This is a genomic window from Bradyrhizobium sp. HKCCYLRH3099 (genome assembly GCF_051167855.1).
In the GTDB taxonomy this organism is placed as follows: Bacteria; Pseudomonadota; Alphaproteobacteria; order Rhizobiales; family Xanthobacteraceae; genus Bradyrhizobium.
The window spans coordinates 234,905-258,976 of record NZ_JBNPTW010000005.1 but is presented as its reverse complement, the minus strand read 5'-3'; the positions used below and the strand labels follow the sequence as shown (position 1 = coordinate 258,976).

The following is a 24,072-nucleotide window of genomic DNA, read 5'->3' as shown; positions in this document are numbered from 1 at the left end:
ATCTCGAGCTTGGCTTGCATCTCACCCGAACAATCTCGAGATTCCGGGTTCAATCGTCAACGCGCGAGCGCATTGACGATTGCCCCGGAATGACGAGCCCGCAGCCGGCTAGGCCTGGACCTGCACATTCTCCGCCTCGCGCTGCGGGGCCAGCTCCGGCGCTGGATCCGGCGGCCTTGTATCCAGCTCTTCGATCATGCCGCGCGCGATCTCGCGTTCGCCCATGATGACCATGTCCGCGCCGAGCGATTTCAGATGCTCGACCTCGGCGTCGGAATGCGCGCGCGCCACGATGTGCAGCGCCGGATTGGCGGCACGGGCCTGCTCGACGATCTGGCCGGCCTCGAACGCCTCGGGGATGGCGATGACGAGCGCATGCGCAGCCGCCGGATTGGTCGCGCGCAGCACGTTGCTGCGGGCGGCGTTGCCGGTGATGGTTTCGATGCCCGCGTCCTTGAGCTGCTTGAGAATGTCTTCCGATGTCTCCACGGCAAGGAAGGCATGGCCACGCTGCTGCAGCGCCTCGCCGACGAGGCGGCCGACGCGGCCATAGCCGACGACGATGGTGTGCTCCGTCAATTGCGTGAGCGGGATCTCGGCAGGCTTAGGCGCCGGCGTTGCCGCGACGTCCGCACGGCGGCGCTCCAGCCGCGGCAGCAGCCAGTCGAGGGCGGCGAACATCAGCGGATTGAGCATGATCGAGATGATCGCGCCGGCCAGGATCAGGTCGCGGCCGGCTTTCGGCAGCAGATTGGTGGCGCCGCCGATCTCGGCGAGGATGAAGGAGAACTCGCCGATCTGTGCGAGACTCGCGGAAATGGTCAGCGCGGTCGAGGCCGGATGGCGGAACGCGACCACGATCAAAAACGCCGCGATCGACTTGCCGAACAGGATGATGAACAAGGTCGCGAGCAGCGGCCAGGGTTCGCGGATGATGCTGGCGGGATCGAACAGCATGCCGGCGGAGACGAAGAACAGCACCGCGAAGGCATCGCGCAACGGCAGCGATTCCTGCGCGGCGCGCTGGCTCAGCGGCGACTCGCCGAGCATCATGCCGGCAAAGAAGGCGCCGAGCGCCAGCGACACGCCGAACAGCTTGGTCGAGCCGAAGGCGACGCCGAGCGCGATGGCGAGCACCGCGAGGCGGAACAGTTCGCGCGAGCCGGTGTGGGCGACGTAATGCAGGATCCACGGGATCAGGCGGCGGCCGACCAGCAGCATGACCGCCATGAACACGCCGATCTTGGCGAAGGTCAGCAGCAGCACGCCGGTGAGGCCCAGGCCGAAGCGGGCAGCGAGCGGATCGGCGGCGGCGACGTCGCCGCCATTGCCGGTCTGCAGGCTGGCGAAGGCCGGGATCAGCACCAGCGCCAAGACCATCGCGAGGTCCTCGACGATCAGCCAGCCGACCGCGATGCGGCCGCGCTCGCTGTCCATCAGCCGCCGCTCCTGCAGCGCGCGCAGCAGCACCACGGTGCTGGCGACGGAGAGCGCGAGGCCGAACACGATGCCGCCGCCGATCGACCAGCCCATCGCCCAGCTCAAGGCCATGCCCATCAGGGTCGCGACGGTGATCTGTACCACGGCGCCGGGCACGGCGATGGCGCGCACCGACATCAGGTCCTTCAGCGAGAAATGCAGGCCGACGCCGAACATCAAGAGAATGATGCCGAGCTCGGCAAGCTCGGTGGCCAGCGCCTGGTCGGCGACGAAGCCGGGCGTGAAGGGACCGACGGCAACGCCGGCGAGGAGATAGCCGACCAGCGGCGGGAACCGGAAGCGCTGCGCGAGAGCTCCGAAGACGAAGGCCAATCCAAGGCCGGCGACAATGGTCGCAATGAGGGGTGTGTCGTGCGGCATCTGAACTTATTGCACAGGAGGCCAAATGATGCACCGCGACCAATTGAGGCAGAGTTCCGTCACGCGCATGGGGATGATGCGCGGACGCGCGCGGAAATCGGTGGTGAAGCGCGCGATCCGTTCCGTATGATCGGCGACGAGCCATCACGGGGTGATCAGACGCAATGCCCGCCGATCTCGTCCAGACTTTTCGTGCTTTCGCTTACAACAACGCCTGGGCCAATCACCGGCTGCTGACCGCTTGCGGCCAGCTCAGCGCCGACGATTTTGCCGCCGAGCGCACCGGCTTCTTCCCGAGCCTGCAGAAGACGCTGAACCACATCTACATCATCGACCTGTTCTACATCGACGCGCTGGAAGGCGGCTGGCTCGGCCCGATGGCCTGGCAGAACCAGGTGCCTTTCCCGCGCCTGCTCGATCTCGTCAAGGCACAGAGCGCGATGGACCGCCGCCTGATCGGCTTCTGCGAGGCGCTGACGCCGGCGCGGCTCGATGATGTCGTGCGCATCAATCGCGAGACAAGGGTCCAGAACGAACGCTGCGACCGCCTGCTGCTGCATCTGTTCCAGCACGACATCCATCACCGCGGCCAGGCGCATGCGATGCTGTCGGCGACATCGGTGAAGCCGCCGCAGCTTGATGAGTTCTTCCCGGCCGATGACGCCGGCCTGCGAGCGAAGGATTTCGCTGAGCTGGGGTTCAGCGAGGAGAAGGTGTGGCGGAGCTGAGGTAAGAACGTCTTTCCTCGTCATTCCGGGGCGCGCGAAGCGCGAGCCCGGAATGACAAGAAGGAGAAATCAGCGCGAAGCGATGGCCCACACCTCGCGTGGGAGCCGGTACATCACTTGCCGGCGCAGCGGGCTGTCGGCCTCGACGCGCGGATGATCGAAGTCAGACGCTTCGTCCCTGACCATGCCGAGCTTGCGCATCACGTTCTGTGAGGCCTCGTTGGCCGGCGCGGCATAAGCGATGACTTCATCGAGGCCGAGCTTGTCGAAGCCGAAGGCCAGCGCCGCGCGCGCGGCTTCCGTCGCAATTCCCTGCCCCCAGGCCGCCCGCGAGAGTCGCGAGCCGATCTCGACCGCCGGCGTGAACGGGGCGTCGAAGAACACGCGGAACAAGCCGGTCGCGCCGAGGAAGGCGCCGCTGGCTCGTTCTTCGACCACCCAAAAGCCAAAGCCGTGCTCGGCATGGTGCTTGATCTGGAAATCGATCCACTGATCGCAGGCTTGCCGCGTCGGCAGCGCGCGCAGATACCGCATCACCGCCGGATCGGCCGACATCGCCGCGAACGGCGCGCGGTCGTCGTCACGCCATTCCCGCAGAGTGAGGCGTTCGGTTTGAATGATCATGAGCGGTCAATGGGGCGGCTGATGACTAGATTGCCCCGCCTTGGAGAGTTCGCTTGGGGCACCGTCATTGCGAGGAGCGAAGCGACGAAGCAATCCAGAGTCGCGAACGCTGCCCTGGATTGCGTCGCTTCGCTCGCAATGACGGAGGATGGAGCCGGGCCTACTTCACCGGCTCCAGGATCGACACGTAGTTCGCCACCGCGGCGCCGCCCATGTTGAAGATGCCGCCGAGCTTGGCGTTGGGAAGCTGCATGCCCTCCGGCGCGGAGCCGGTGAGCTGCATGGCGGTCATCACGTGCATGGAGACGCCGGTGGCGCCGATCGGGTGGCCCTTGGCCTTGAGGCCGCCGGAGGGATTCACCGGCAGCTTGCCGTCCTTGAGCGTCCAGCCCTCCTTGATGGCGCGGGCGCCCTGCCCACGTGGTGTCAGGCCCATCGCTTCGTACTCGATCAGCTCGGCGACGGTGAAGCAGTCATGGGTCTCGACGAAGGAGAGGTCGGACAGGGTGACGCCGGCCTTCTCCAGCGCGCGCTGCCAGGCCACCGTGCAGCCCTCGAAGGCGAGGATGTCGCGCTTGGACATCGGCAGGAAGTCCTGGGCATGCGCGGTGGCGCGCACGTTCACCGCCTTGGCGAACGACTTGGCGGTCTCGCTGTCGGTCAGCACCAGCGCGGCAGCGCCGTCGGAGACCAGCGAGCAGTCGGTGCGCTTCAGCGGGCCGGCGACATACGGGTTCTTCTCGCTCTCGGAGCGGCAGAATTCGAAGCCGAAATCCTTGCGCATCTGCGCGAACGGGTTGGCGACGCCGTTCTTGTGGTTCTTGGCCGCGATCAGCGCCAGCGCATCCGACTGGTCGCCATATTTCTGGAAATAACCCTGCGCGATCTTGCCGAACACGCCGGCGAAGCCGCCGACGGTGTCGCCATCCTCGGGCAGATAGGAGGCCTTGAGCAGGTTCTTGCCGATCTCCGGCCCCGGAGTCCGCGTCATCTGCTCGACGCCGACCACGAGGACGATCTTGGCGGCGCCCGCCGCAATGGCGCGGATGCCCTGGTGGACGGCGGCGGAGCCTGTCGCGCAGGCGTTCTCGACGCGGGTCGCCGGCTTGAAGCGCAGCGCCGGATCGGCCTGCAGCACCAGCGAGGCGGTGAAGTCCTGGGGCGAGAAGCCGGCGTTGAAATGACCGAGCACGATCTCGTCAACGTTGCCGGCGGAGATGCCGGCGTCGGCCAGCGCCTCATTGGCGACCTTGACGACGAGGCTCTCGACGGTCTCGGCGTCGAACTTTCCGAACGGCGTATGCGCCCATCCGACGATGCTGGCGGTCATGCTGTCTCTCCCGAATGTCTCCCTGCCCTCACATGGCGCTTTGCGCCATGCGAGTCCAGAGGCTGGTGGCGGTCTCAGGCCACGAACTTGCCGCCCAGCTCATCCTCGATGTGGATGCGGATGATGTCGTCGAAGGTCTTTTCCTCGGTGGTAAAGCCGAGCTCGCGGGCGCGCTTGGCCTCGAACGTCCGCGGCCAGCCGGCGACGATGCCGACGATGAAGGGGTCGGGCTCCCGCTTGATGCGGTTGGCGACGTTGTCGCCGGCGACGCGGCGGAGCGCGGCGATCTGCTCGCCGACGGTGGCCGTCAGGCCGGGCATGGTGAGGTTCCGGCGCGGGCCGATCTTGGCGGTGTCCATGGTCGCGGCGTGCAGCAGGAAGCCGACGGCCGAGCGCGGCGTGGCGTGCCAATGCTGAACGTCCTCGGACACCGGCAGCACGGCCTCCTTGCCGGCCAGCGGCTCGCGCAGGATGTTGGAGAAGAAGCCGGACGCCGCCTTGTTGGGCGCACCGGGGCGGATGCAGATGGTCGGCAGGCGGATGCCGACACCGTCGAAGAAGCCGCGGCGGCTATAGTCGGCCAGCAGCAACTCGCCGATCGCCTTCTGGGTGCCGTAGCTGAGCAGTGGCGCATTGACGAACTCGTCGCCGATCGCCGCGGGGAACGGCGCGCCGAACACTGCGATGGACGACGTGAAGACCAGGCGCGGCTTGTAGCCATCGCCGATCAGCCTGACCGCATCGAACAGCATCCGCGTGCCGTCGAGATTGATGCGATAGCCCTTGTCGAAATCGAGCTCGGCCTCGCCGGAGACGATCGCGGCGAGATGGAAGATGACGTCGGGACGCGGAGCAACCAGCTTCTCGGCAAAGCCGGGGACGGCGAAGTCGCCGGCGATGGTCTCGACCGCGATGGAGGTGTCCGGCTTCGCCGGCGCAACGATGTCCTGCAGGGTCAGGCGGGTGATGGCGGTGGCACCGAGACGGCCGTCGCGGACCAGCCGCTCCACCAGCTTGCGCCCAACCATGCCGGCGGCGCCGAGAACGAGAATATGCAAGGGGATGCTCCTTCGAATGCAGAAATAGGCGCGATCTTTCGACCGTCATTGCGAGCGAAGCGAAGCAATCCAGAGTCGCGCGTGAGACTCTGGATTGCTTCGTCGCTTCGCTCCTCGCAATGACGTGTGTTTAGGATCCGCGCAAGCGGGAAGCGACGCGTTGTTCCGGCTCGCGGTCAAACCCGCCTACTCCTTCACCGCGCCGGTCATGGCCGACACATAATGCTCGACGAAGAAGGCGTAAAGGATCACGAGGGGCAGCGAGCCGACCAGGGCGCCGGCCATCAGCGATCCCCATTTGTAGATGTCGCCGTCGACGAACTCGTTGACGATCGCGACCGGTACGGTCTTGTTCGGGGTCGATTGCAGGAAAGTCAGCGCGTAGATGAACTCGTTCCAGCATAGCGTAAACGAGAAGATGAAGGCCGAGATCAGCCCGGGCACGGCCAAGGGCACGACGATCTTGACCAGGATCTGCCAGCGGCTGGCGCCGTCGATCAGGGCGCATTCCTCGAGCTCGAAGGGGATCGTCTTGAAGTAACCCATCAGGAGCCAGGTCGAGAACGGGATCAGCAAGGTCGGATAGACCAGGATCAGGGACAACGGCGAATCGAACAGGCCGTAGGCCTGGATCACCGAGGCCAGCGGGATGAACAGGATCGACGGCGGAACAAGGTATGCAAAGAAGATCAGCACGCCGACGGTGTCCGCGCCCTTGAAGCGCAGCCGCACGATCGCATAGGCCGCGAGCACGGAGGCGAAGATCGACAGCGTGGTGGCGCCCACCGCGACATACATCGTGTTCCACAGCCAGCGCGGATACTGCGTCTCGAACAGCAGCTTCGAGATGTGCTTGAAGGTCGGATGGACCACCCAGAACGGGTTGTACTTCTCCATGTCGATCAGCTGCTCGTCGGGTTTGATCGACGTCAGGCCCATCCAGTAGAATGGGAACAACAGCACCAGCAGGATGATGCCGAGCGGAAGATACAGCGTGATCAGCCGGCGCGGCAGCGACTCCAGGTAGCTCATGCCCTCGCTGTCGTCGCCGGCGGCGAGCGCCGCGGCGGTCTTGGTGGCGTTGGATTGCGCCTTGGGCGGCAGCGTGGTGTCGGTCATTGGTCGGATCCTTGCTGCCATTTGCGCCGTTGCATGCCGAACCAGGAGATCGCGATCGCCGCCATCAGGAACGGGATCATGGCGGTGGCGATCGCCGCGCCCTCACCCAAGCGTCCCGAGATGATGCCGCGCTGGTAGCTCAACGTCGCCATCAGATGCGTGGCGTTGACGGGGCCGCCACGGGTCAGCGCCCAGATCAGCTGGAAGTCGGTGAAGGTGAACAGCACCGAGAAGGTCATGACGACTGCGATGATCGGGGTCAGCAGCGGATAGGTGATGAAGCGGAAACGCTGCCAACTGGTGGCGCCGTCGAGCGTGGCCGCCTCGTAGAGCGAGGGCGACACGGTCTGCAGGCCGGCCAGCAAGGTGATGGCGACGAACGGCACGCCGCGCCAGATGTTGGCGATGATGACGGAGGCGCGCGCCCAGGCGGTGTCGCCGAGGAAGTTGATGTTCTGGGTGATGACGCCGAGCTTGATCAGCGACCAGGAGATGATCGAGAACTGCGCGTCATAGATCCACCAGAACGCGATCGCCGACAGCACCGTCGGCACGATGAAGGGGATCAGCACGATGGCGCGGATCATCGCCTTGAACGGCATGTGCCGGTTCAGCAGCAGCGCGAGATAGAGACCGATCGCGAATTTGATGGCGCTTGCCACGATCGTGTAGAGCAGCGTGTTGAACACCGACAGCCAGAAGATCGAATCGTCCCACAGCCATTCGTAGTTCTCGATGCCGACGAACACGCCGCTGCGGCCGATCTTCTCGTCGGTGAAGCTCATCCAGACGCCGAGCCCCAGCGGATAGGCCAGGAACAGGATCAGGAACGCCGCCGCGGGCAGCATGAACCACAGCGCGATGACGTTGCGGTTGGTCTTCAACCGTGTCCAGGCTGATGGCTCGCCGATGGCGGCGCCCGAGGGCATCGAGGTCTGAATGGTACTCATCTGATCGAGCAGCTCCCTTCGCGACGAAAGATGGACAAGGCACAGCCCGCCCACCACGTTCGGGACCGATAGTTCAAGGCACCGTCATTGCGAGGAGCGAAGCGACGAAGCAATCCAGAGTCAGGCGCGCCGCCCTGGATTGCTTCGCTTCGCTCGCAATGACGGTGGGCATAGCGCGGCGCGCCTTTGCCCACCCTACGCTGTCAACCCCGCCTCAGCGGAAGATGCGCTTGGCGGAGCGCTCGGCGCTCGCCATGGCGGTCTTCACATCCTCGCGGCCGGTGCAGTAGTTCGCGAACATGTCGACCAGGACGAAGTCGGCGATCGCGGCCGCGGCCGCCTCGCCGAGCTTGCCGAGGCCGGCCGGCGTGGTCGCGGTCGCCGCGACGTCGCGATACGGCGTGTTCTTCGGATCGGCCGTCCAGATCGGATTGGCGTCGTAGCCTTTGAGGAAGTGGGACAGATAACCCTGCGCCGCCTCGATCCACGGATTGAACTGCTCCGGCTCCAGCATGAAGGCGGTGAACGCCTTGCAGGTCTGCGGGTACTTGGAGAAGTTGAACACCAGGATCGGGAAGCCGAGATGCATCTCGCGGGTCTTGCCGTCCAGGCCCGGCGGCAGATGCGCGTGGTTCATGTCCTCGGCGATCTGCGGCGCTTCCTTCTTGGCGGTGACGTAGATCGAGATGCCGTTGACGGTGGTGTAGAGCTGGCCGGCCAGGAACGCCTTGTTGTTCGACGAGTCGTTCCACGACGCGGTGCCCGGGACGAAATTGTCGTACAGGCCCTTGACGTATTCGAGCGCCTTGGCGGTCTCCGGCGAGTTGATGACGACCTTGTTGTCCTTGTCGATCAGGTTGCCGCCATGCGCCCACAGCGCCCAGTGCACCCAGCCATTGGCGTCGCCGGAGGCGTGGCCGAGCGCCATGCCGCCCGGCGTGCCGTTCTTGTTCATGGCCTTGAAGAACTCGGACATGCCGGCGAGGTCCTTCGGGAACTCCTTGAAGCCGGCCTTCTCGGCCGCCGAGACGCGGTAGTTGATCAGGCCGCCGGTGGCCGCCACGGGAATGCCGATCCACTTGCCGTCGAGCATGCCGTAGGCCTTGCCCGAGTCGGTCCAGCCGCCGCACTTCTTGCCGAGGTAGTCGGCAACGTCGGTCATGTCGACGCATTTGTTGGAGAACAGGAAGGGCAGCGTGTAGAGGCCCCAGACCATGTCGAGCCCCTGCCCGGTGTTGGCCGCGACCGAGGCCTTGGGCTGGACGTCGTCATAGGATTCGTTGGAAATGTTGATCGTGACGTTGTTGGCCTTCTGGAAGGCGTCGACGATCTTCATGAAGGCCACGTCCTCGGCCTCGACGAAGCGCTTCCAGCGCATCATGTTGACCTTGGCGCCGGGCTCCGGCTTCCAGGGCGAGGTCTGCGCCCAGGCCTTGGCATAGCCGAGCAGCTCGTCGGCCGACATCGTCGCCGCAGCGGCCATCAAGGTCGCGCCACCCTTGAGCAGAGACCGTCGATCCGTGAGGAATTTCGTCATCTGAAGTTCTCTCCCATTGAATATTGCTTGTTTTGTTTGTTGCCGATTTTTCGGTCGTTTTAGTTCCAAGTCGTCCAGCGCCGCACGGCCGGATCAAAGTCTCCGGCCGGTATCCTTGTCGAACAGATGCGCCGCCGACGCGCGCGGACGCAGATGGATCTTCTCGCCGGGATTGACCTCGTGCCGATCGCGGAACACCGCGATGATGTCCTGGGTACCGATGCGGGCGACGATCTGCGTCTCGGAGCCGGTCGGCTCGACGACGATCACCTCGGCCTCGATGCCGTCATCGGCGAGTTCGAGATGCTCCGGCCGCACGCCGTACACCACGGGGCGGCCGTCGGACGCGGCCGGCGCCGTCAGCAGCGGCAGCTTGGCGCCGTTGTCGGTCTCGACATAGACCGAGCCGTTGGACTTCAGGTGGCCGTTGAGGAAGTTCATCGCGGGCGAGCCGATGAAGCCGGCGACGAACTGGTTGTCCGGCTTGTCGTAGAGATCGAGCGGCGAGCCCATCTGCTCGACGATGCCGTCATGCATGACGACGATCTTGTCGGCCATGGTCATGGCCTCGATCTGGTCGTGGGTGACGTAGACCGTGGTGGTCTTGAGCCGCTGGTGCAGCTCCTTGATCTCGGTGCGCATCGCGACACGCAGCTTGGCGTCGAGGTTCGACAGCGGCTCGTCGAACAGGAACACCTGGGGATCGCGCACGATGGCGCGGCCCATCGCGACGCGCTGGCGCTGGCCGCCGGAGAGCTGGCGCGGGTAGCGGTCGAGCAGCGGCGTCAGCGCCAGGATCTCGGCGGCGCGCGCGACGCCCTTCTTGATGTCCTCGGGCCGCGCGCCGCGCAGCTTCAGCGAGAAGCCCATGTTGTCGGCGACGGTCATGTGCGGATAGAGCGCGTAGTTCTGGAACACCATTGCGATGTCGCGCTCTTTCGGCTGCACATTGTTGACGACGCGCTCGCCGATCGAAATGGTTCCGGAGGTGATGTTCTCGAGACCTGCGAGCATGCGCAGCAGCGTCGACTTGCCGCAGCCGGACGGACCGACCAGCACGACGAACTCGCCATCCTCGATCGGGATGGTCACGCCGTGCAGCACCTCGAATCCGCCGAAAGATTTGCGCACGTCGCGAATTTGCACCGACGACATCAACTTCCTCCTCAAAGACCGGCTGCATTGGCTGCAGACCGGCGGCATTCTCACCCATTGTGCGCGGCCGTTTGATCGGGCCGCTTGTCGTTATGTAGTCTTCTGATCGTTCAGGCGGCGCTGAAGTGGCGCCAGCTCAGCACGCATTGTCGGCAGTTTGGTTCTCTTTCGCAATGCTTCGCTTAGCAACCGCGTGATAGCGCTGTCAATATCGCTTGTGTACCAGACCGCCTATGCTATGAGCGACGGATGGGACGGAAACGTATCACGCCGGGCAAGGTGCGGCTGACCGAGGTTGCGGCCTTGGCCGGTGTCAGCCCGATCACGGTGTCACGCTTCTTCCGCAATCCCGACACGGTCTCGGCCGGCCGCCGGCTGCGCATCGAAAGCGCCGCCAAGGATCTCGGCTACGTGCCCAACCTCGCCGCGCGCGCGCTCGCATCGCAGCGCACCGAAGTGATCGGCGTGCTGATACCGTCCCTCACCAACAACGTGTTCTCCGACGTGCTGCGCGGCATCTATGATGCTTTCGAAGGCAGCCGTTACAGCATCCAACTTGCGAATACACGCTACAGCGTGCTGCAGGAGGAGCGCCTGCTGCGGCTGTTCCTGATGCAGAAGCCGGCCGGGATGATCGTCACCGGCGTCGACCAGACGGCGGAAGCGCGCGCGATCGTGCAGGCGGCGGAGTGTCCTGTCGTCCAGATCATGGAGCTCGGCGCCGAGCCGATCGACATGATGATCGGCTTTTCGCATGTCGATGCCTGTTGTGCAGCGATTTCCCATCTTCTCGCGCAGGGCTGCCGGCGGATCGGCTTCCTCGGCGCGCGCATGGACCCCAGGGTGCAGCGGCGCCTGCAGGGCTATCAGAACGCGACGAAGGCCGCCGGCCTGTTCGACCCGCGACTGATCGTCACGACGGCGGTGCCGACCTCGACGACCATGGGCGGCAACCTGTTCTCGGATCTGATGCTGAAGGCGCCGGACATCGATGCCGTGTTCTGCGCCAATGACGACCTCGCGCTCGGTGTGCTGTTCGAATGTCAGCGCCGCCACATCGCCGTGCCCGAGCAGATCGCCATCGTCGGCTTCAACGACATGGAGTTCATGGCGTCGGCGGTTCCGACGCTGACCAGCGTCCGCACCAATCGCTACGAGATGGGCCTGCGCGCGGCGACGATGATCATGGACGAGGTCGAAGGGCGCCCCGTAACGGAGCGCGTCATCGATCTCGGCTTCGAGGTGATGGAGCGGCAGAGTTCGACCCTGCAGCACGCCACCGCAAAGCAGCCGGTGCAGGCCGACCGCGCCTCAGGAACAAAATGGTAGCGCAACCAAAATTGCTGATCTAGAACCACGCTGACGACGATGACTTGAACGAAAGACGTAGGCGACATCAACACCGGCCCATCGCCATCAGGCGCCTTGTTTCGCACACGTCCTGACCAGACCGGCTCGCCACGTTTGCACTGCGGGAGGAATGAAATGACAAAATCCAACGGACATGCCGGTAACGGCGCTGACAAGAGCCGCAAGCTGCGCTCGCAGGCGTGGTTCAACGATCCGCACAATCCGGGCATGACGGCGCTGTATCTCGAGCGCTATCTCAACTACGGCCTGACCCGCGCAGAGCTGCAATCGGGCAAGCCGATCATCGGCATCGCCCAGACCGGCAACGACCTGTCGCCGTGCAACCGCCACCATCTCGAGCTTGCGCACCGCGTGCGAGAGGGCATCCGCGCTGCCGGCGGCATCGCGATGGAGTTTCCGACCCATCCGATCCAGGAAACCGGCAAGCGCCCGACCGCGGCATTGGACCGTAACCTCGCCTATCTCGGCCTGGTGGAAATCCTGTTCGGCTACCCGCTCGACGGCGTCGTGCTGACCACTGGCTGCGACAAGACCACGCCCGCCTGCCTGATGGCGGCGGCGACCGTGAACATTCCCGCGATCGTGCTGTCCGGCGGACCGATGCTCAACGGTTGGCACGAGGGCCAGCGCACCGGCTCCGGCACCGTGGTGTGGAAATCGCGCGAGCGGCTCGCCGCCGGCGAGATCGACTACGAGGAGTTCATGCAGATCGTCGCGTCGTCGGCGCCGTCGGTCGGGCATTGCAACACCATGGGGACGGCCTCGACGATGAACGCGCTGGCGGAAGCGCTCGGCATGTCCCTGCCCGGCTGCGCCGCGATCCCCGCGCCCTATCGCGAGCGCGGCCAGATCGCCTACGAGACCGGCAAGCGCATCGTCGACATGGTGTGGGAAGACCTGAAGCCGTCCGACATTCTCACTCGCAAGGCGTTCGAGAACTGCATCGTCGCCAACTCCGCGATCGGCGGCTCGACCAACGCGCCGATCCACATCAACGCGCTGGCGCGCCATGTCGGCGTCGAGCTCAATATCGATGACTGGCAGACCGTCGGCCACGACGTGCCGCTGCTGGTCAACATGCAGCCGGCCGGCTTCTATCTCGGCGAGGAATTCCACCGCGCCGGCGGCGTGCCGGCTGTCATCGGCGAGTTGATGCGCCACAAGCGCATCCACGAGGACGCCATCACCGTCAACGGCCGCAGCATGGGCGACAATTGCCGCTCGGCGCCGAAGCCGGACAATGACGTGATCTGGTCCTACGACAAGCCGCTGGTGAAGGACGCCGGCTTCCTGGTGCTGCGCGGCAATTTGTTCGATTCAGCGATCATGAAGACCAGCGTCATCTCCAAGGAATTCCGCGACCGCTATCTGAGCAATCCGAAGGACCCGAACGCCTTCGAGGGCCGAGCCATCGTCTTCGAGGGACCGGAGGACTATCACGACCGCATCGACGACGAGTCCCTCGCGATCGATGAGCACTGCGTGCTGTTCATCCGCGGTGCCGGCCCGATCGGCTATCCCGGCGGTGCCGAGGTGGTGAATATGCAGCCGCCGGCGGCGCTGATCAAACGCGGCATCCTGTCCCTGCCCTGCATCGGCGACGGCCGGCAGTCCGGCACCTCGGGCTCGCCGTCGATCCTCAACGCCTCGCCGGAGGCGGCCGCCGACGGTGGCCTTGCGATCCTGAAGACCGGCGACAAGGTCCGCATCGACCTCAACAAGGGCTCGGCCAACATCCTGATCTCCGATGAAGAGGTTGCGAAGCGCCATGCCGAGCTCAAGGCCAAGGGCGGCTTCCCGCATCCGGCCAACCAGACGCCGTGGCAGGAGCTCTATCGCAACACCGTGGGCCAGCAGGCCACCGGCGCCTGCATGGAGTTGGCCACGCGGTACCAGAACATCGCCGGCACCGTCGGCGTGGCCAGGCATAATCACTAGACACAAGGCACAAAGCCAGCCACCGTCATTGCGAGGAGCGAAGCGACAAAGCAATCCAGAGCCGCACGCGCAGCCATGGATCGCTTCGCTGCGCTCGCGATGACGACAAAGCAAACTGTACTACAGGGAGACCCCATGTCCGACCGCCTCAAGGGCAAGCGCGCCTTTGTCACCGCCGCCTCAGCCGGCATCGGCCGCGCCTGCGCCATCGCTTTCGCGCGGCAAGGCGCCACCGTGTTCGCCACCGACATCGACGACAAGGGTCTCGCGTCGCTGAAGGCCGAGGGCATCGCCGAAGTGGCCACGCTCGACGTGCGCAACACGGCGGCCGTGAACGCGATGGCCGAGCGGGTCGGCAAGGTCGAGATCCTGCTCAATGCCGCGGGCTTCGTGCACAACGGCACCATCCTCGACTGCTCGGACGACGACTTCGATTTCTCCTTCGATCTGAACGTCAAGTCGATGCACCGCACGATCCGCGCCTTCCTGCCGAAGATGCTGGCCGAGAACGGCGGCGCGATCGTCAACATCGCCTCCGCTGCCGGCGTGTTCAAGGCGGCCCCGAACCGCTACGTCTATGCCGCGACCAAGGCGGCGGTGGCGGCGCTGACGCGCTCGGTCGCCGCGGACTACGTCGCCAGGAAGATCCGCTGCAACTGCATCTGCCCGGGCACGATCGAAACACCGTCCCTGCTCGGACGCGCGGCGGCCGCGGGTCCGAACGGGCTCGAGATGTTCATCTCGCGCCAGCCGATGGGCCGGCTCGGCACGGCCGAGGAGATCGCGCATCTCGCGGTGTATCTCGCCAGCGACGAGAGCGCGTTCACCACGGGCGTCGCGCATACGATCGACGGCGGCTGGACGTTGTGACACTTACCTCTCCCCGCTTGCGGGGAGAGGTCGGATCGCATCGCAAGATGCGATCCGGGTGAGGGGGTACAGGTCTAACAACGCGCACCACCCGTGCGTCTGCCCCTCACCCCAGCCCTCTCCCCGTGAAGAACGGGGAGAGGGAGCGCACCGCTCGCACGGAAACAGCCGGGCCAAATCGGGGAAACACCATGAACCACATCGACCTCGCCAATCGCTGCGCCGTCGTGACCGGCGGTGCGCAAGGTTTCGGGCGCGCCATCGCCGAGCGGTTCAAGGCGTCGGGAGCCAAGGTTGCGATCTGGGATCACGACATTGCGCTCGCCGAGAAGACCGCCAAGGAGATCGGGCCGGAGGTGCTGGCGCTGCAGGTCGATGTCACCGACACCATCGCCGTCGAGGGCGCGCGCGACACGACGCTGGCGGCGTTCGGCACCATCGACATCCTGGTCAACAATGCCGGCATCGCCGGCATCAACAAGACGGTGTGGGAGACCGACCTCGAGGAATGGCGCAAGGTGCTGCGCATCAATCTCGACGGTCCCTTCATCTGCGCCAAGGCGATCGTGCCGGTCATGCTGAAGCAGGGCTATGGTCGCATCGTCAACATCGCCTCGATCGCCGGCAAGGAAGGCAATCCGAACGCGGCGCACTACTCCGCCTCGAAGGCGGGCCTGATCGCGCTGACCAAGTCGCTCGGCAAGGAGCTGGCGCAGCACAACATCACGGTGAACGCGGTGACGCCGGCGGCGGCCAAGACCGCGATCTTCGACCAGATGACCGAAGCCCACATCAATTTCATGCTGTCGAAGATCCCGAAAGGCCGCTTCGTGCGGGTGGAGGAGCTCGCCGCGCTGGTGTCGTGGCTGGCTTCGGAAGAGTGCTCGTTCTCGACCGGCGCCGTCTTCGACATCTCCGGCGGCCGCGCGACTTATTAGTTGCGTTTTCGTAGGGTAGGCAAAGCAGCCGTCCGAAGGACGGCAGCGTGCCCACCATCGGCTGGCGCCCGTGAGGATGGTGGGCACGGCGCGCGAAAGTCTCGCAAACAACAGGCATCCTGCCCCGCGCCTTTGCCCACCGTACAGATCTCATAAGGAGCCGCGCATGACGATCCACCACGGCGGATGCCTCTGCGGCGCGGTGCGTTTCCAATGCGCGGGCGAGCCGATCAACGTGCGCATCTGTCATTGCCGCAACTGCCAGCGTGCGACCGGCGCGCCGTTCTTCGCCCGCGCGCTGTTTGCGCATGAGGCGCTGACGATCAGCGGCGACACCGCGCGCTACCCCTCCTCCGATGCGCTTGACCGGATGTTCTGCCCGCGTTGCGGCGTCCGGCTGTTCTCCTGGCGCAACACCCGCCCGGTGGTCGGCGTCGCCCTGGCCTGCTTCGACGACCCCAACATTTTCGCGCCAACCGAGCACATCTGGGTTTCGAAGAAACTCGGTTGGATCAAGCTTAACGACGGCCTGCCGCAATTTCCGGAAAATCCCGCGTAGCATCGCGGAACCAGCGTGCCTATGTAAGGGCTCAACGCTTCCGGAACCCGAATCCTTGAACATCTCGCTCTACGGCATCTCCGTCTGGATCCTGCCGATCGTCATCGCCATCACCTTCCACGAGGCCGCGCATGCCTTCGCGGCCTTGCGCTTCGGCGATGACACCGCGCTGAAGCTCGGCCGCGTCAGCTTCAATCCGATCCGGCACATCGATCCGTTCGGCACCATCCTGCTGCCGGGCATGCTGCTGCTGTCGGGATCGCCGTTCCTGTTCGGCTATGCCAAGCCGGTCCCGGTCGATTTTCGCAACCTCAAGCCGCTGCGAGCGGGCATGGTGATGGTCGCGCTGGCGGGGCCGGCCACCAACATCGCCCTCGCCTTGGCGGCCGCACTGGCCTTCCACCTGATGCCGTTCGTCCCTCCTGGCAGTGGACAGTGGGTTGCCCACAATCTGTACAATGCCTTTTCGTTCAACATCCTGCTCGCCGTCTTCAACATGCTCCCGATACCGCCGCTCGACGGCGGCCGGGTCGCGGTCGGCCTGCTGCCGTCGGCGCTGGCGCGGCCGTTTGCCCGGCTCGAGCCCTATGGCATGCTGATCCTGATCGGATTCCTGATCCTGCTGCCGCTGGCGGGTTCCCAGTTCGGTCTCAATCTTAATTTTGTGTCAGGGCTGCTCAGCGCCACGACCGATTCTCTGAAGCAGCTGCTTCTGTTATTGACGGGTAATGCCTAAATTCACCCGCTGGGGATGGTAAACACGAGCTCCGAGGGCACTCTTGGTCAAAGCCGCTGACATGATGATCGCACGCCGCGCCGATACGCGCGCCCGTGCCGATTTCGCGACCTGGAAGATGATCGCCAAGCTGAACGGCGCCTCCGGCCTGCCCCCGGCGGCTCAGGAGTTCCTGGCGAGCTACAAGACCCGCCTCAACGAGATGTCCGAGAGTGAGGCGACCGAGGCCACCATCCGCGAGATGTACAAGGCCTATTACGCCGAGATGGGCGGCGGCGGCGCTCCACCGGAGGTCAAGCCGGTCAAGGCCGAACCTGTCACCGACAACGTCACGGCCTTCCGCAAGCTGCCGCCGAAGCCGAAGGCGGCACAGACCAGCGGCCAGGCCGCCCAGCGCAAGATGCCCGCGGCGCTGATCTTCGTCGCGCTGTGCGTGGTCTATGTCGGAATCAGGCTGTACTGGCCTTAGGCGCTTCGCATCCGCTCATTTGGGCGGATTGAACTTGACCGGCAGCGTGAACGCAAACTCGTCGTCGGTCAGTCCTGCCGGCGGTCGCGGCACCGGATCGGAGCGGCGCACCATGGCGATGGCGGCTTGGTCGAACTCGGCATCGCCGGACGATTCCTTCACATCGACCGAGATCACGCGGCCGAGCCGGTTGAGCATGATCGCCAGCTTGACCTGGGCAGCCACCTTTCTGCCCTGCGGATATTTCTTGTGCAGCTCGAAATAGGCGCTGATCTTGCGGCCCCAATTGGCGGTGAGCTTTTCCTGATCCTTGCCGATGCCGACGTTCGGCGCCTTGGTCTTCTCGGCCTCGGGCGCCTTCTCGTCGAGCGCCTTGCGGGCGCTGTCTTCCGAGGCTTCCTGCGCCTCCGACGCATTGGTCTGGACGGTCGCGACCTTCTGCTCCTCGGTCGGCTTCTTCACGTCCGAGGTCGTGACCTCGCGATCCGCCTCCTCCGTCGTGGTCGGCACGTCCTTCGGCAGGTCAGTCTGCTCGACCTCCGCCTTCTGCTCCTGCATCTGCGGCGCTGCGGCCTGGGCGACGGAATCCTGCCCGACCGGCACCTCGTCATTGTCGACCTTCGGCGAGGCCATATCGATGTCGATGACCTCGGCGCCGGCGGCGCCGAGACCGCCCAGCTCCTCGTCGTCCTTGAAGCTGGTTAGCGCCAGCGCCGCGCCGCCGACATGCAGCACGACCGCCGCCACCGTGGCGAGCAGCCACAGACGGTTCGAGCTGGCATATCCGGTGTCGAGATCGCTCATGCTGGCTCGCGCCTCAGGGCTGGGCGGGTTGCGGCGCGGCCGGCTGACCGGCGGCAGCGGCAGGCGGCGCTTCGAGCGCCACCAGCTTGATCTTGGTGTAGCCGCCGGCGCGCAGCAGCTCCAGCACGCCCATCAGTTCGCCGTACGGCACCAGCTTGTCGGCGCGCAGGAAGATGGCGCGGTCCTTTGGCACGTCAGGCATCGCATCGAGCTCGCGGATGAGATCGACGCGCTTGACCAGGTTCTCCCCGATCGCGAGCGCGAGGTCCGGCTTGATCGAGACGTAGGTCGGCTTGTCCGGCTTCTTCTGCGGCATGGCGCTCGACGACGGCAGGTCGATCGGCAGATCGACCGTCGACAGCGGCGCGGCCACCATGAAGATGATCAGAAGCACCAGGATGACGTCTATGAACGGCGTCACGTTGATGTCGTGGGTCTCATCGAAATCGTCGTCGAGATCGCCTTCGGACAGCGAGACGGCCATCGCCCGTTACTCCGCCGCGCGTGCGTGGACGCTGACATGGCTGCGATCGAGATCGCGCGACAGCAGCCGCCCGGTGGCGCCCGACGCGCGGTTGACGAGCTCCAGATAGCCCTTCGTGACGCGCGAGAAATGATTGTAGATGATGACGGCGGGGATGGCAGCGGCGAGGCCGATCGCGGTCGCCAGCAGCGCCTCGGCGATGCCCGGCGCGACCACCGCCAGATTGGTGGTCTGCGACTTCGAGATGCCGATGAAGCTGTTCATGATGCCCCAGACGGTGCCGAACAGTCCGACGAAGGGCGAGATGGCGCCGACGGTGGCGAGCAGGCCCATGCCGGTCCGCACCCGCCGCGCCTCGGCGCGTACGATCTCGCTGAAGCTCGAGGCCGCCCGCTCCTTGATGCCCTCGTCGCTGGCGAGCCCGGCCGATAGCCGGGCTTCAGCAATCGCTGCCTGCAGCAGCACGGACCCGACATTCTTGCCCTTCCCCAGCGCGAGCTGCGCCTCGGCCAGCGACTTGGCCGCGGTGAGCTTGCGCAGCGCCCCGGACAGGCCGCGGCGCAGAACCGAGAATTCGATGCTCTTGGCGATCAGGATCGTCCAGCTTGCAACCGACGCGAGCGCCAGCGCAATCATCACAGCTTTGACGACGATGTCCGCCTTGAGGAACATGCCGAGCGGCGACAGCTCGTCCAGGCCGGTGGCAACCGCCTTTCCGCCCTTCGCGCCGGCTTCCGCACTCGGCGCGGCAGCGGAGGCGCCAGTCACGGCACCAGTGGCGTCAGCTTTGGCCGGGGGCTGAACGGACACGTCGGTCGAGACGGCCGGCGCCGGATTGGCCGGCTGTTGCTGCGCATGTGCAGGACAGCCTGCAGCCACCGACAGACATGACAGGACGATTGCACACCTAACAAGGAACGATGTCATCATATCTCGGCCCACTAAACCTCGGCCCATTGCCGGATCAGATTGTGATAGATGCCGGTCAGCTTGACCGCATCGGGATCGTCCCTCCCGAGGCGTTCCGTCAAACTCTGAATCGCAGTGTCCAGATCGAAGATCATGCTCCGGACATGAGCATCCCGTATCATGCTCTGCATCCAGAAAAAAGAGGCGACCCGGGCGCCCCGCGTGACCGGCGTGACCATGTGAAGGCTGGAGGACGGGTACAGCACCGCGTGCCCCGCTGGCAACTTGACTTCGTGCGAGCCATAGGTGTCCTCGATCACAAGCTCGCCACCGTCATAGGTCTCGGGCTCGGCCAGGAACAAGGTCATCGACAGGTCGGTGCGGATGCGCAGGCCTGTCAGCGGATCACCGCGCACGGCATTGTCGACATGGATGCCGAAATGGTCGCCGCGCGAGGCGGTGTAGCGGTTGAACAGCGGCGGAAAGATCTGCAGCGGGATCGCCGCCGAGAGGAAGCGCGGATTCTTGGTCAGCGCGGTGATGATGCGCTGGCCCAGCACCCGGGCCGCCTCGCCGCCCGGCGGCAGTTGCTCGTTGCGCTTGACCATGGCCGACTGCGCCCCGGCCGTCGAGCGGCCGTCCTCCCACTCCGCCGCATCCATGATGCGGCGGAAGTCGGCGACCTCGTCTTTCGACAGAACGTCCGGGATGCAGATCAGCATGATCAGAACTTCGCAGTGGTGACGATATAGAAGGCGCGGCCCGGTGCGACGGAGACGAACGGCACCGCGCTCCGATACAGCGTGTCGTAGTAGAGCTTGTTGGTCAGGTTCTGGGCGTACAGCTTCATCGTCCAGTTCTTGTCGATCTTCTTCTCGACGAACGCATCGAAGCGCCAGTACGCCGGCAGCTCGTTGCCGGTGTTGGCCGCGAAGGTGCCGCCATAGACCTTGGAGCGGTAGACCGCCTGCCCGCCGATCTCCCAGCCATTGTCGAACTTGTACTTTGACAGCATGCTGAAGGACTGGTGGGCGATGTTGGCGAGCTGAAGCCCGACGTTCGAGGTGATGCCGCTCTGGGTGACCTTGGACTGCATCAGCACCAGGCCGCCGAAGATGCTCCAGCGATCCGTCAGCTTGCCTTCCGCCTCGATGTCGATGCCCTGGATGCGGTAGGCCGCGCCCGAGGTGAGCACGTTGTTGACCGTCTCGCGGGCGTTGTCCTTGGTGGTCTGGAACAGCGCAGCCGAGACCAGCAGGTGGCGATCGACGAGCTCCCATTTGGTGCCGAGCTCGGCGGCCTTGTTGCGCTCCGGCCCGAGCAGCACCGCGGTGTTGGCGGGCACGCCGCCGTAATCTGTGCCGGTGGCGTCGAGCTCGGAGCCGAACGGATTGGCCGAGGTCGCATAGGCCGCATAGATGCTGCCGATCGGCATCGGCTTGTAGACCAGGCCGACATTGTAGTTGACGAGGTCGGCGTTCATCTTGAGGTATTTCGGCGAGTTGGTCGACGAGCTCATGTTGTAGCCGTCGTAACGTACGCCGCCGTTCAGGATGATGATGTCCCGCCAGTTGGCGGTGTCCATCACATAGGCGCTGTTGGTGTTGACGCCGTAGCGCGTCGGATTCCCCGTCAGCGACGGCAGCGTCGTGTACTGCCTGTAGGTGTACTGCGGCGAATAGAGATTGACGCCGGTCTGCGCGCTGGTGCTCGTCGAGCCGGCGCCGAACAGCTCCGCCGCCAGGCCGGTGTAACGGTCGATCGAGATGTTCTCGTTCGAAAACTCCGTGCCGACCACCGCGGTGTGCTTCACGCCCCAGGTATCGAGCTTGAAGGTGGCGTCGTTCTGGTTGGCCCAGACGTCGACGGTCTGGTAGCGGCTCTGCGTGCTGGCTGTGGTGGTCCAGAGCAGCGGGTTCGCGTTGGTCGTGATCGGGTTCTGCGGCAGCGTACCGATGTAGTTCAGCTCGGAATGCTCGCCACGGAACTTGCTGGTCAGCGTGATCGCCTCGTTGACCTTGTACTCGGCCGTCGCCGTGCCGAAATCCTGCCGCGCCGCCTGGAAGTCGCGGTTGAGGAAGCCGTACCAGGTCTCGCGCGGAATGCCCGCCGAGGTCACCGGCACGTTGCCCTGCTTGTAGTAGGGCACGCCGAAATCCGGATAGCCGGAGAGATCGGTGTGGACATAGTTGGTGGTGATCTTGAGATCCTCTATCGGCGTCCACTTGGTCGACAGGAACGCGCCCCAGCGGTCGTCGGTGACGAAGTTGCGCCCGGCGACGTTGGAGTCCTGGAACACGCCGCCGGTGCGCACCGCGAACGTCGGCGAGATCACCTGGTTGACGTCGAGCGTCACCCGCTTCTGCTGGTCGGTGCCGAACTCGGTGTCCATCCGCTTGAAGTTGGTGTCGCCGGCCTGCTTGGTGACGATGTTGATGGCGCCGCCGGCGGTGCCGCGGCCCGCATAGGACGAGGCCGGGCCGCGCAGGATCTCGATCTGCTCGGTGAAGAAATTCTCGCGGATCGAGACCGCGGGATCGCGGATGCCGTCGATGAAGACGTCATTGCGGGCATCGAAGCCGCGGATGAAGAAGCGGTCGCCGAACGCGTTGCCGCCCTCGCCCGAGCCCAGAGTGACGCCGGCCGTGGAGCGGCCGATCTCCTTGAGCGCGGTGACGTGCTTGTCCTGGAGCACCTCCTTGCTCATCACCGTGATCGTCTTCGGCGTGTTGAGCAGCGGCTCGGGAAACTTGCCCGACGCCTGGACGCGGTTGACCTTGTAGGGCTCGGCGGCGTCCGCATAAGGGTTCGCATCGGGAGCCGCCAGCCCGCCGGCGTTCGGGAAGGCCACCGCGCCCTGCTGGGCACCCTGCGTCCGGGCCGCGCGGCGCAGGGCATTGCGCGCGCGGACCTGCTCGGAGGTCGGCTTGGACGCGGTCGGCTTGGCGCGCGCGATCGGCGCATCGACGTTGACCGGCGGCAAATCAGAGGCCGGCTGCGCCTCGGCCGACGACATCGTTGCCACGGCCATCAGGCCGGCGACGGCCGAAACCTTGGTGACGAGAGGCCCCTCTCCTCGTCCGTCAAAAAACTTCATCGCTGCGCCTGCCCGCAGCGAACGCGGTGCTCTCACCTGTCCCATTTGAATTTCACGCGCCCCAGATTTTTCATTGCACATCGCCTCCGCGGATCATTCGCAGTGCGACGATGTGTCGTTGGTATCGGGCGTGTTTCAGGGGGTCAATTTGAGGAGCCCTAATTTGGCCTTGAATAGTTCCAGATCAAAACAATTCTAAAAAGGATCAACTAACAAGCTCGGAACTTGAAATCGTTCTAAACAGCGCGATTTGACTCGCGCTGTTGTCGAATCGCACCGCGCCTCAATTCGGCGCATCGGCGGGCTGATCGCTGCTCGGCGGCTTCATCAGCGAGAACAGCTCGTCGACGGTCTGCACCGCGACCGCCCGCACGCGATCGGAATTGTCGAGCCCGGCAATCCGCACGCCGTTGACGACGGCCCTGATCTCATCGCGGAAGTCCGTCAGGAAGCGCAGCGGGTCGCGCTGCTCATTGGCCACGCGCGCGATCAGGCCGGTAACCAGGATCTGGCACGCGAGCATCTTTCCGTTCAACTCTTCCATCATCAGCTCCACATCGTTGTCGTCGTGTCTCGACGGCGCCGCATCGCGCGTCGCATGGACGACGACGCCGCTCCGTGAGGTTTGATCCTGCCGGACGCCGCGCGCGACGATGCCGCCGCCGGGCTCGCCCGCTTCTAATCAGCTCCCATCGGGCGCGACAAGACGGCGACATTAGGTCGGATCGGGGCCTTTCGCGCGAGCACAGCCGGGAGCCGCCGCGGACCCTGGCACGTCACGCGCACGCCGCCCGCGTTGCGCGACGGCGTCACCGGCGCAAGGCCGTCGGGACAGACAGCTCGCAACTTTCCGAAAATTTTCGCACCCAAGGTGTCGAGTTGAAAACACTCAACTCAAGATCGGAGAGCGGCGTCCGCCGTGGGTCGCGGCCCTATTTGGCCGGCTCGCCCGCCTTGGTCTCGGACAAGGCCTTGATGCACTCCTTCAGCACGCGTAGCGTCTCGAGGCTGGCGGTCACGGCCGCGTCGGAGATGTCGTGCAGCACGTCGCCGTCGATCGCACTGCGCAACCCGTCGAGATCATCGACGAGCTTGCGACCGGCCTGAGTCAGATGCAGGCGATTCGCCCGGCGATCCCTGGGGTCATGGCGGCGCTCGAGCAGTCCCTGCTCGACCAGCCTGTCCAGCAGGCGCACAAGCGAAATCGGCTGCAGTTCCAGCACATCTGCGAGATCGACCTGTGACATCCCCTCCTGCGCGCGAAGTCGAAACAGCACCACCCATTGCGCGCGCGTCGTGCCGCACTGCTTGGCACGATGATCAATATAGTTGCGGAGAATGCGCGAGCTTTCGACAAGCTGCGTGACCAGCTGACGTCTGTCGTCCAGCGACATGACCGTGACCTCCCATGAAGTCGTCGTGCGCACGGCAAAGCTTGCGAATTGTTTAGGTTCGATGAAGCCGTCGTGTGTTTACACATTAAGTGCGTGCATACTATATCTGGCCCGCTGGGAATGCCTTTAAAGACCGGTTATC

23 protein-coding genes are annotated in these 24,072 nt (G+C 65.0%); 8 read left to right on the top strand and 15 right to left on the bottom strand.

Features of this window, described 5'->3' with window-relative positions; translation table 11 throughout:
* Window positions 1-108: 108 nt before the first annotated feature.
* Complete coding sequence (ybaL, locus tag ACQR1Y_RS13790; RefSeq protein WP_434876818.1) at window positions 109-1,860, bottom strand: YbaL family putative K(+) efflux transporter; 1,752 nt, start codon at window positions 1,858-1,860, stop codon at window positions 109-111.
* Between the two features lie 164 nt (window positions 1,861-2,024).
* Here ybaL and ACQR1Y_RS13785 point away from each other — a divergent pair, with 164 nt between their 5' ends.
* Entirely contained in the window at window positions 2,025-2,588 is a 564-nt protein-coding gene (locus ACQR1Y_RS13785) for a DinB family protein (RefSeq protein ID WP_434876817.1), read from the top strand.
* Between the two features lie 69 nt (window positions 2,589-2,657).
* Here ACQR1Y_RS13785 and ACQR1Y_RS13780 read toward each other — a convergent pair whose 3' ends face one another.
* From ACQR1Y_RS13780 to ACQR1Y_RS13750, 7 genes are all read right to left on the bottom strand, one after another.
* Window positions 2,658-3,212 (bottom strand): GNAT family N-acetyltransferase, encoded by a 555-nt coding sequence (locus tag ACQR1Y_RS13780; protein WP_434876816.1) that lies wholly within the window; start codon window positions 3,210-3,212, stop codon window positions 2,658-2,660.
* A gap of 160 nt (window positions 3,213-3,372) precedes the next feature.
* Window positions 3,373-4,542, bottom strand: a complete 1,170-nt coding sequence (locus ACQR1Y_RS13775) for an acetyl-CoA acetyltransferase (protein ID WP_434876815.1) — start codon at window positions 4,540-4,542, stop codon at window positions 3,373-3,375.
* Between the two features lie 74 nt (window positions 4,543-4,616).
* Window positions 4,617-5,600: a D-erythronate dehydrogenase gene (gene denD / locus ACQR1Y_RS13770; RefSeq protein ID WP_434857526.1), complete on the bottom strand. Its 984-nt coding sequence runs from the start codon at window positions 5,598-5,600 to the stop codon at window positions 4,617-4,619.
* A 186-nt stretch (window positions 5,601-5,786) separates the two neighbouring features.
* Window positions 5,787-6,719 (bottom strand): carbohydrate ABC transporter permease, encoded by a 933-nt coding sequence (locus tag ACQR1Y_RS13765; protein ID WP_434857527.1) that lies wholly within the window; start codon window positions 6,717-6,719, stop codon window positions 5,787-5,789.
* Window positions 6,716-7,669, bottom strand: coding sequence for a carbohydrate ABC transporter permease (locus ACQR1Y_RS13760; protein ID WP_434857528.1), 954 nt, complete (start codon window positions 7,667-7,669; stop codon window positions 6,716-6,718). The genes ACQR1Y_RS13765 and ACQR1Y_RS13760 overlap by 4 nt, the downstream gene beginning before the upstream one ends.
* Before the next feature lie 214 nt (window positions 7,670-7,883).
* Window positions 7,884-9,206 carry an ABC transporter substrate-binding protein gene (locus ACQR1Y_RS13755; protein ID WP_434857529.1) on the bottom strand — a complete coding sequence of 441 codons (1,323 nt, stop codon included), beginning with the start codon at window positions 9,204-9,206 and terminating at the stop codon, window positions 7,884-7,886.
* Between the two features lie 93 nt (window positions 9,207-9,299).
* Entirely contained in the window at window positions 9,300-10,361 is a 1,062-nt protein-coding gene (locus ACQR1Y_RS13750) for an ABC transporter ATP-binding protein (protein ID WP_035645530.1), read from the bottom strand.
* 249 nt (window positions 10,362-10,610) lie between these two features.
* On the opposite strand from ACQR1Y_RS13750, the gene ACQR1Y_RS13745 reads away from it, so the two are divergent.
* The 7 genes from ACQR1Y_RS13745 to ACQR1Y_RS13715 all read left to right on the top strand — a co-directional run bounded on the left by ACQR1Y_RS13745 (window position 10,611) and on the right by ACQR1Y_RS13715 (window position 17,242).
* On the top strand, window positions 10,611-11,690 hold the full coding sequence (locus tag ACQR1Y_RS13745) for a LacI family DNA-binding transcriptional regulator (protein ID WP_434876814.1): 1,080 nt from the start codon (window positions 10,611-10,613) through the stop codon (window positions 11,688-11,690).
* 156 nt (window positions 11,691-11,846) lie between these two features.
* The gene (locus ACQR1Y_RS13740) at window positions 11,847-13,670 is read left to right on the top strand and encodes an IlvD/Edd family dehydratase (RefSeq protein WP_434876813.1); all 1,824 of its coding nucleotides are present in this window, start codon (window positions 11,847-11,849) and stop codon (window positions 13,668-13,670) included.
* Window positions 13,671-13,805: 135 nt separating this feature from the next.
* On the top strand, window positions 13,806-14,540 hold the full coding sequence (locus ACQR1Y_RS13735) for an SDR family oxidoreductase (RefSeq protein WP_434876812.1): 735 nt from the start codon (window positions 13,806-13,808) through the stop codon (window positions 14,538-14,540).
* 191 nt (window positions 14,541-14,731) lie between these two features.
* Window positions 14,732-15,478 (top strand): SDR family NAD(P)-dependent oxidoreductase, encoded by a 747-nt coding sequence (locus tag ACQR1Y_RS13730; protein WP_434876811.1) that lies wholly within the window; start codon window positions 14,732-14,734, stop codon window positions 15,476-15,478.
* Window positions 15,479-15,644: 166 nt separating this feature from the next.
* A complete protein-coding gene (locus ACQR1Y_RS13725) occupies window positions 15,645-16,037 on the top strand; it encodes a GFA family protein (RefSeq protein WP_434876810.1) in 393 nt (130 codons plus the stop codon).
* 55 nt (window positions 16,038-16,092) lie between these two features.
* Window positions 16,093-16,773: a site-2 protease family protein gene (locus tag ACQR1Y_RS13720; protein WP_434876809.1), complete on the top strand. Its 681-nt coding sequence runs from the start codon at window positions 16,093-16,095 to the stop codon at window positions 16,771-16,773.
* A gap of 61 nt (window positions 16,774-16,834) precedes the next feature.
* The gene (locus ACQR1Y_RS13715) at window positions 16,835-17,242 is read left to right on the top strand and encodes a hypothetical protein (protein ID WP_434876909.1); all 408 of its coding nucleotides are present in this window, start codon (window positions 16,835-16,837) and stop codon (window positions 17,240-17,242) included.
* Between the two features lie 15 nt (window positions 17,243-17,257).
* Here ACQR1Y_RS13715 and ACQR1Y_RS13710 read toward each other — a convergent pair whose 3' ends face one another.
* From ACQR1Y_RS13710 to ACQR1Y_RS13680, 7 genes are all read right to left on the bottom strand, one after another.
* Window positions 17,258-18,046 (bottom strand): TonB family protein, encoded by a 789-nt coding sequence (locus ACQR1Y_RS13710; protein ID WP_434857536.1) that lies wholly within the window; start codon window positions 18,044-18,046, stop codon window positions 17,258-17,260.
* Between the two features lie 13 nt (window positions 18,047-18,059).
* Complete coding sequence (gene exbD / locus ACQR1Y_RS13705) at window positions 18,060-18,530, bottom strand: TonB system transport protein ExbD (RefSeq protein ID WP_434857537.1); 471 nt, start codon at window positions 18,528-18,530, stop codon at window positions 18,060-18,062.
* 6 nt (window positions 18,531-18,536) lie between these two features.
* Window positions 18,537-19,460 (bottom strand): tonB-system energizer ExbB, encoded by a 924-nt coding sequence (exbB, locus tag ACQR1Y_RS13700; RefSeq protein ID WP_434857538.1) that lies wholly within the window; start codon window positions 19,458-19,460, stop codon window positions 18,537-18,539.
* A gap of 11 nt (window positions 19,461-19,471) precedes the next feature.
* Complete coding sequence (locus ACQR1Y_RS13695; RefSeq protein WP_434876808.1) at window positions 19,472-20,161, bottom strand: Fe2+-dependent dioxygenase; 690 nt, start codon at window positions 20,159-20,161, stop codon at window positions 19,472-19,474.
* A gap of 2 nt (window positions 20,162-20,163) precedes the next feature.
* The gene (locus ACQR1Y_RS13690; RefSeq protein WP_434876807.1) at window positions 20,164-22,581 is read right to left on the bottom strand and encodes a TonB-dependent receptor; all 2,418 of its coding nucleotides are present in this window, start codon (window positions 22,579-22,581) and stop codon (window positions 20,164-20,166) included.
* A gap of 238 nt (window positions 22,582-22,819) precedes the next feature.
* Window positions 22,820-23,080 (bottom strand): hypothetical protein, encoded by a 261-nt coding sequence (locus ACQR1Y_RS13685; protein ID WP_434857541.1) that lies wholly within the window; start codon window positions 23,078-23,080, stop codon window positions 22,820-22,822.
* Window positions 23,081-23,468: 388 nt separating this feature from the next.
* Complete coding sequence (locus ACQR1Y_RS13680) at window positions 23,469-23,930, bottom strand: MarR family winged helix-turn-helix transcriptional regulator (RefSeq protein ID WP_434876806.1); 462 nt, start codon at window positions 23,928-23,930, stop codon at window positions 23,469-23,471.
* Window positions 23,931-24,072: the final 142 nt, after the last annotated feature.

Bases quoted from the DNA above. Each gene is read 5' to 3' on its own strand.
- ybaL (WP_434876818.1), bottom strand. From the start codon at position 1,860: ATGCCGCACGACACACCCCTCATTGCGACCATTGTCGCCGGCCTTGGA.
- ACQR1Y_RS13785 (WP_434876817.1), top strand. From the start codon at position 2,025: ATGCCCGCCGATCTCGTCCAGACTTTTCGTGCTTTCGCTTACAACAAC.
- ACQR1Y_RS13780 (WP_434876816.1), bottom strand. From the start codon at position 3,212: ATGATCATTCAAACCGAACGCCTCACTCTGCGGGAATGGCGTGACGAC.
- ACQR1Y_RS13775 (WP_434876815.1), bottom strand. From the start codon at position 4,542: ATGACCGCCAGCATCGTCGGATGGGCGCATACGCCGTTCGGAAAGTTC.
- ACQR1Y_RS13765 (WP_434857527.1), bottom strand. From the start codon at position 6,719: ATGACCGACACCACGCTGCCGCCCAAGGCGCAATCCAACGCCACCAAG.
- ACQR1Y_RS13760 (WP_434857528.1), bottom strand. From the start codon at position 7,669: ATGAGTACCATTCAGACCTCGATGCCCTCGGGCGCCGCCATCGGCGAG.
- ACQR1Y_RS13755 (WP_434857529.1), bottom strand. From the start codon at position 9,206: ATGACGAAATTCCTCACGGATCGACGGTCTCTGCTCAAGGGTGGCGCG.
- ACQR1Y_RS13750 (WP_035645530.1), bottom strand. From the start codon at position 10,361: ATGTCGTCGGTGCAAATTCGCGACGTGCGCAAATCTTTCGGCGGATTC.
- ACQR1Y_RS13745 (WP_434876814.1), top strand. From the start codon at position 10,611: ATGGGACGGAAACGTATCACGCCGGGCAAGGTGCGGCTGACCGAGGTT.
- ACQR1Y_RS13740 (WP_434876813.1), top strand. From the start codon at position 11,847: ATGACAAAATCCAACGGACATGCCGGTAACGGCGCTGACAAGAGCCGC.
- ACQR1Y_RS13735 (WP_434876812.1), top strand. From the start codon at position 13,806: ATGTCCGACCGCCTCAAGGGCAAGCGCGCCTTTGTCACCGCCGCCTCA.
- ACQR1Y_RS13730 (WP_434876811.1), top strand. From the start codon at position 14,732: ATGAACCACATCGACCTCGCCAATCGCTGCGCCGTCGTGACCGGCGGT.
- ACQR1Y_RS13725 (WP_434876810.1), top strand. From the start codon at position 15,645: ATGACGATCCACCACGGCGGATGCCTCTGCGGCGCGGTGCGTTTCCAA.
- ACQR1Y_RS13715 (WP_434876909.1), top strand. From the start codon at position 16,835: ATGATGATCGCACGCCGCGCCGATACGCGCGCCCGTGCCGATTTCGCG.
- ACQR1Y_RS13710 (WP_434857536.1), bottom strand. From the start codon at position 18,046: ATGAGCGATCTCGACACCGGATATGCCAGCTCGAACCGTCTGTGGCTG.
- exbD (WP_434857537.1), bottom strand. From the start codon at position 18,530: ATGGCCGTCTCGCTGTCCGAAGGCGATCTCGACGACGATTTCGATGAG.
- exbB (WP_434857538.1), bottom strand. From the start codon at position 19,460: ATGATGACATCGTTCCTTGTTAGGTGTGCAATCGTCCTGTCATGTCTG.
- ACQR1Y_RS13695 (WP_434876808.1), bottom strand. From the start codon at position 20,161: ATGCTGATCTGCATCCCGGACGTTCTGTCGAAAGACGAGGTCGCCGAC.
- ACQR1Y_RS13690 (WP_434876807.1), bottom strand. From the start codon at position 22,581: ATGGGACAGGTGAGAGCACCGCGTTCGCTGCGGGCAGGCGCAGCGATG.
- ACQR1Y_RS13685 (WP_434857541.1), bottom strand. From the start codon at position 23,080: ATGGAAGAGTTGAACGGAAAGATGCTCGCGTGCCAGATCCTGGTTACC.
- ACQR1Y_RS13680 (WP_434876806.1), bottom strand. From the start codon at position 23,930: ATGTCGCTGGACGACAGACGTCAGCTGGTCACGCAGCTTGTCGAAAGC.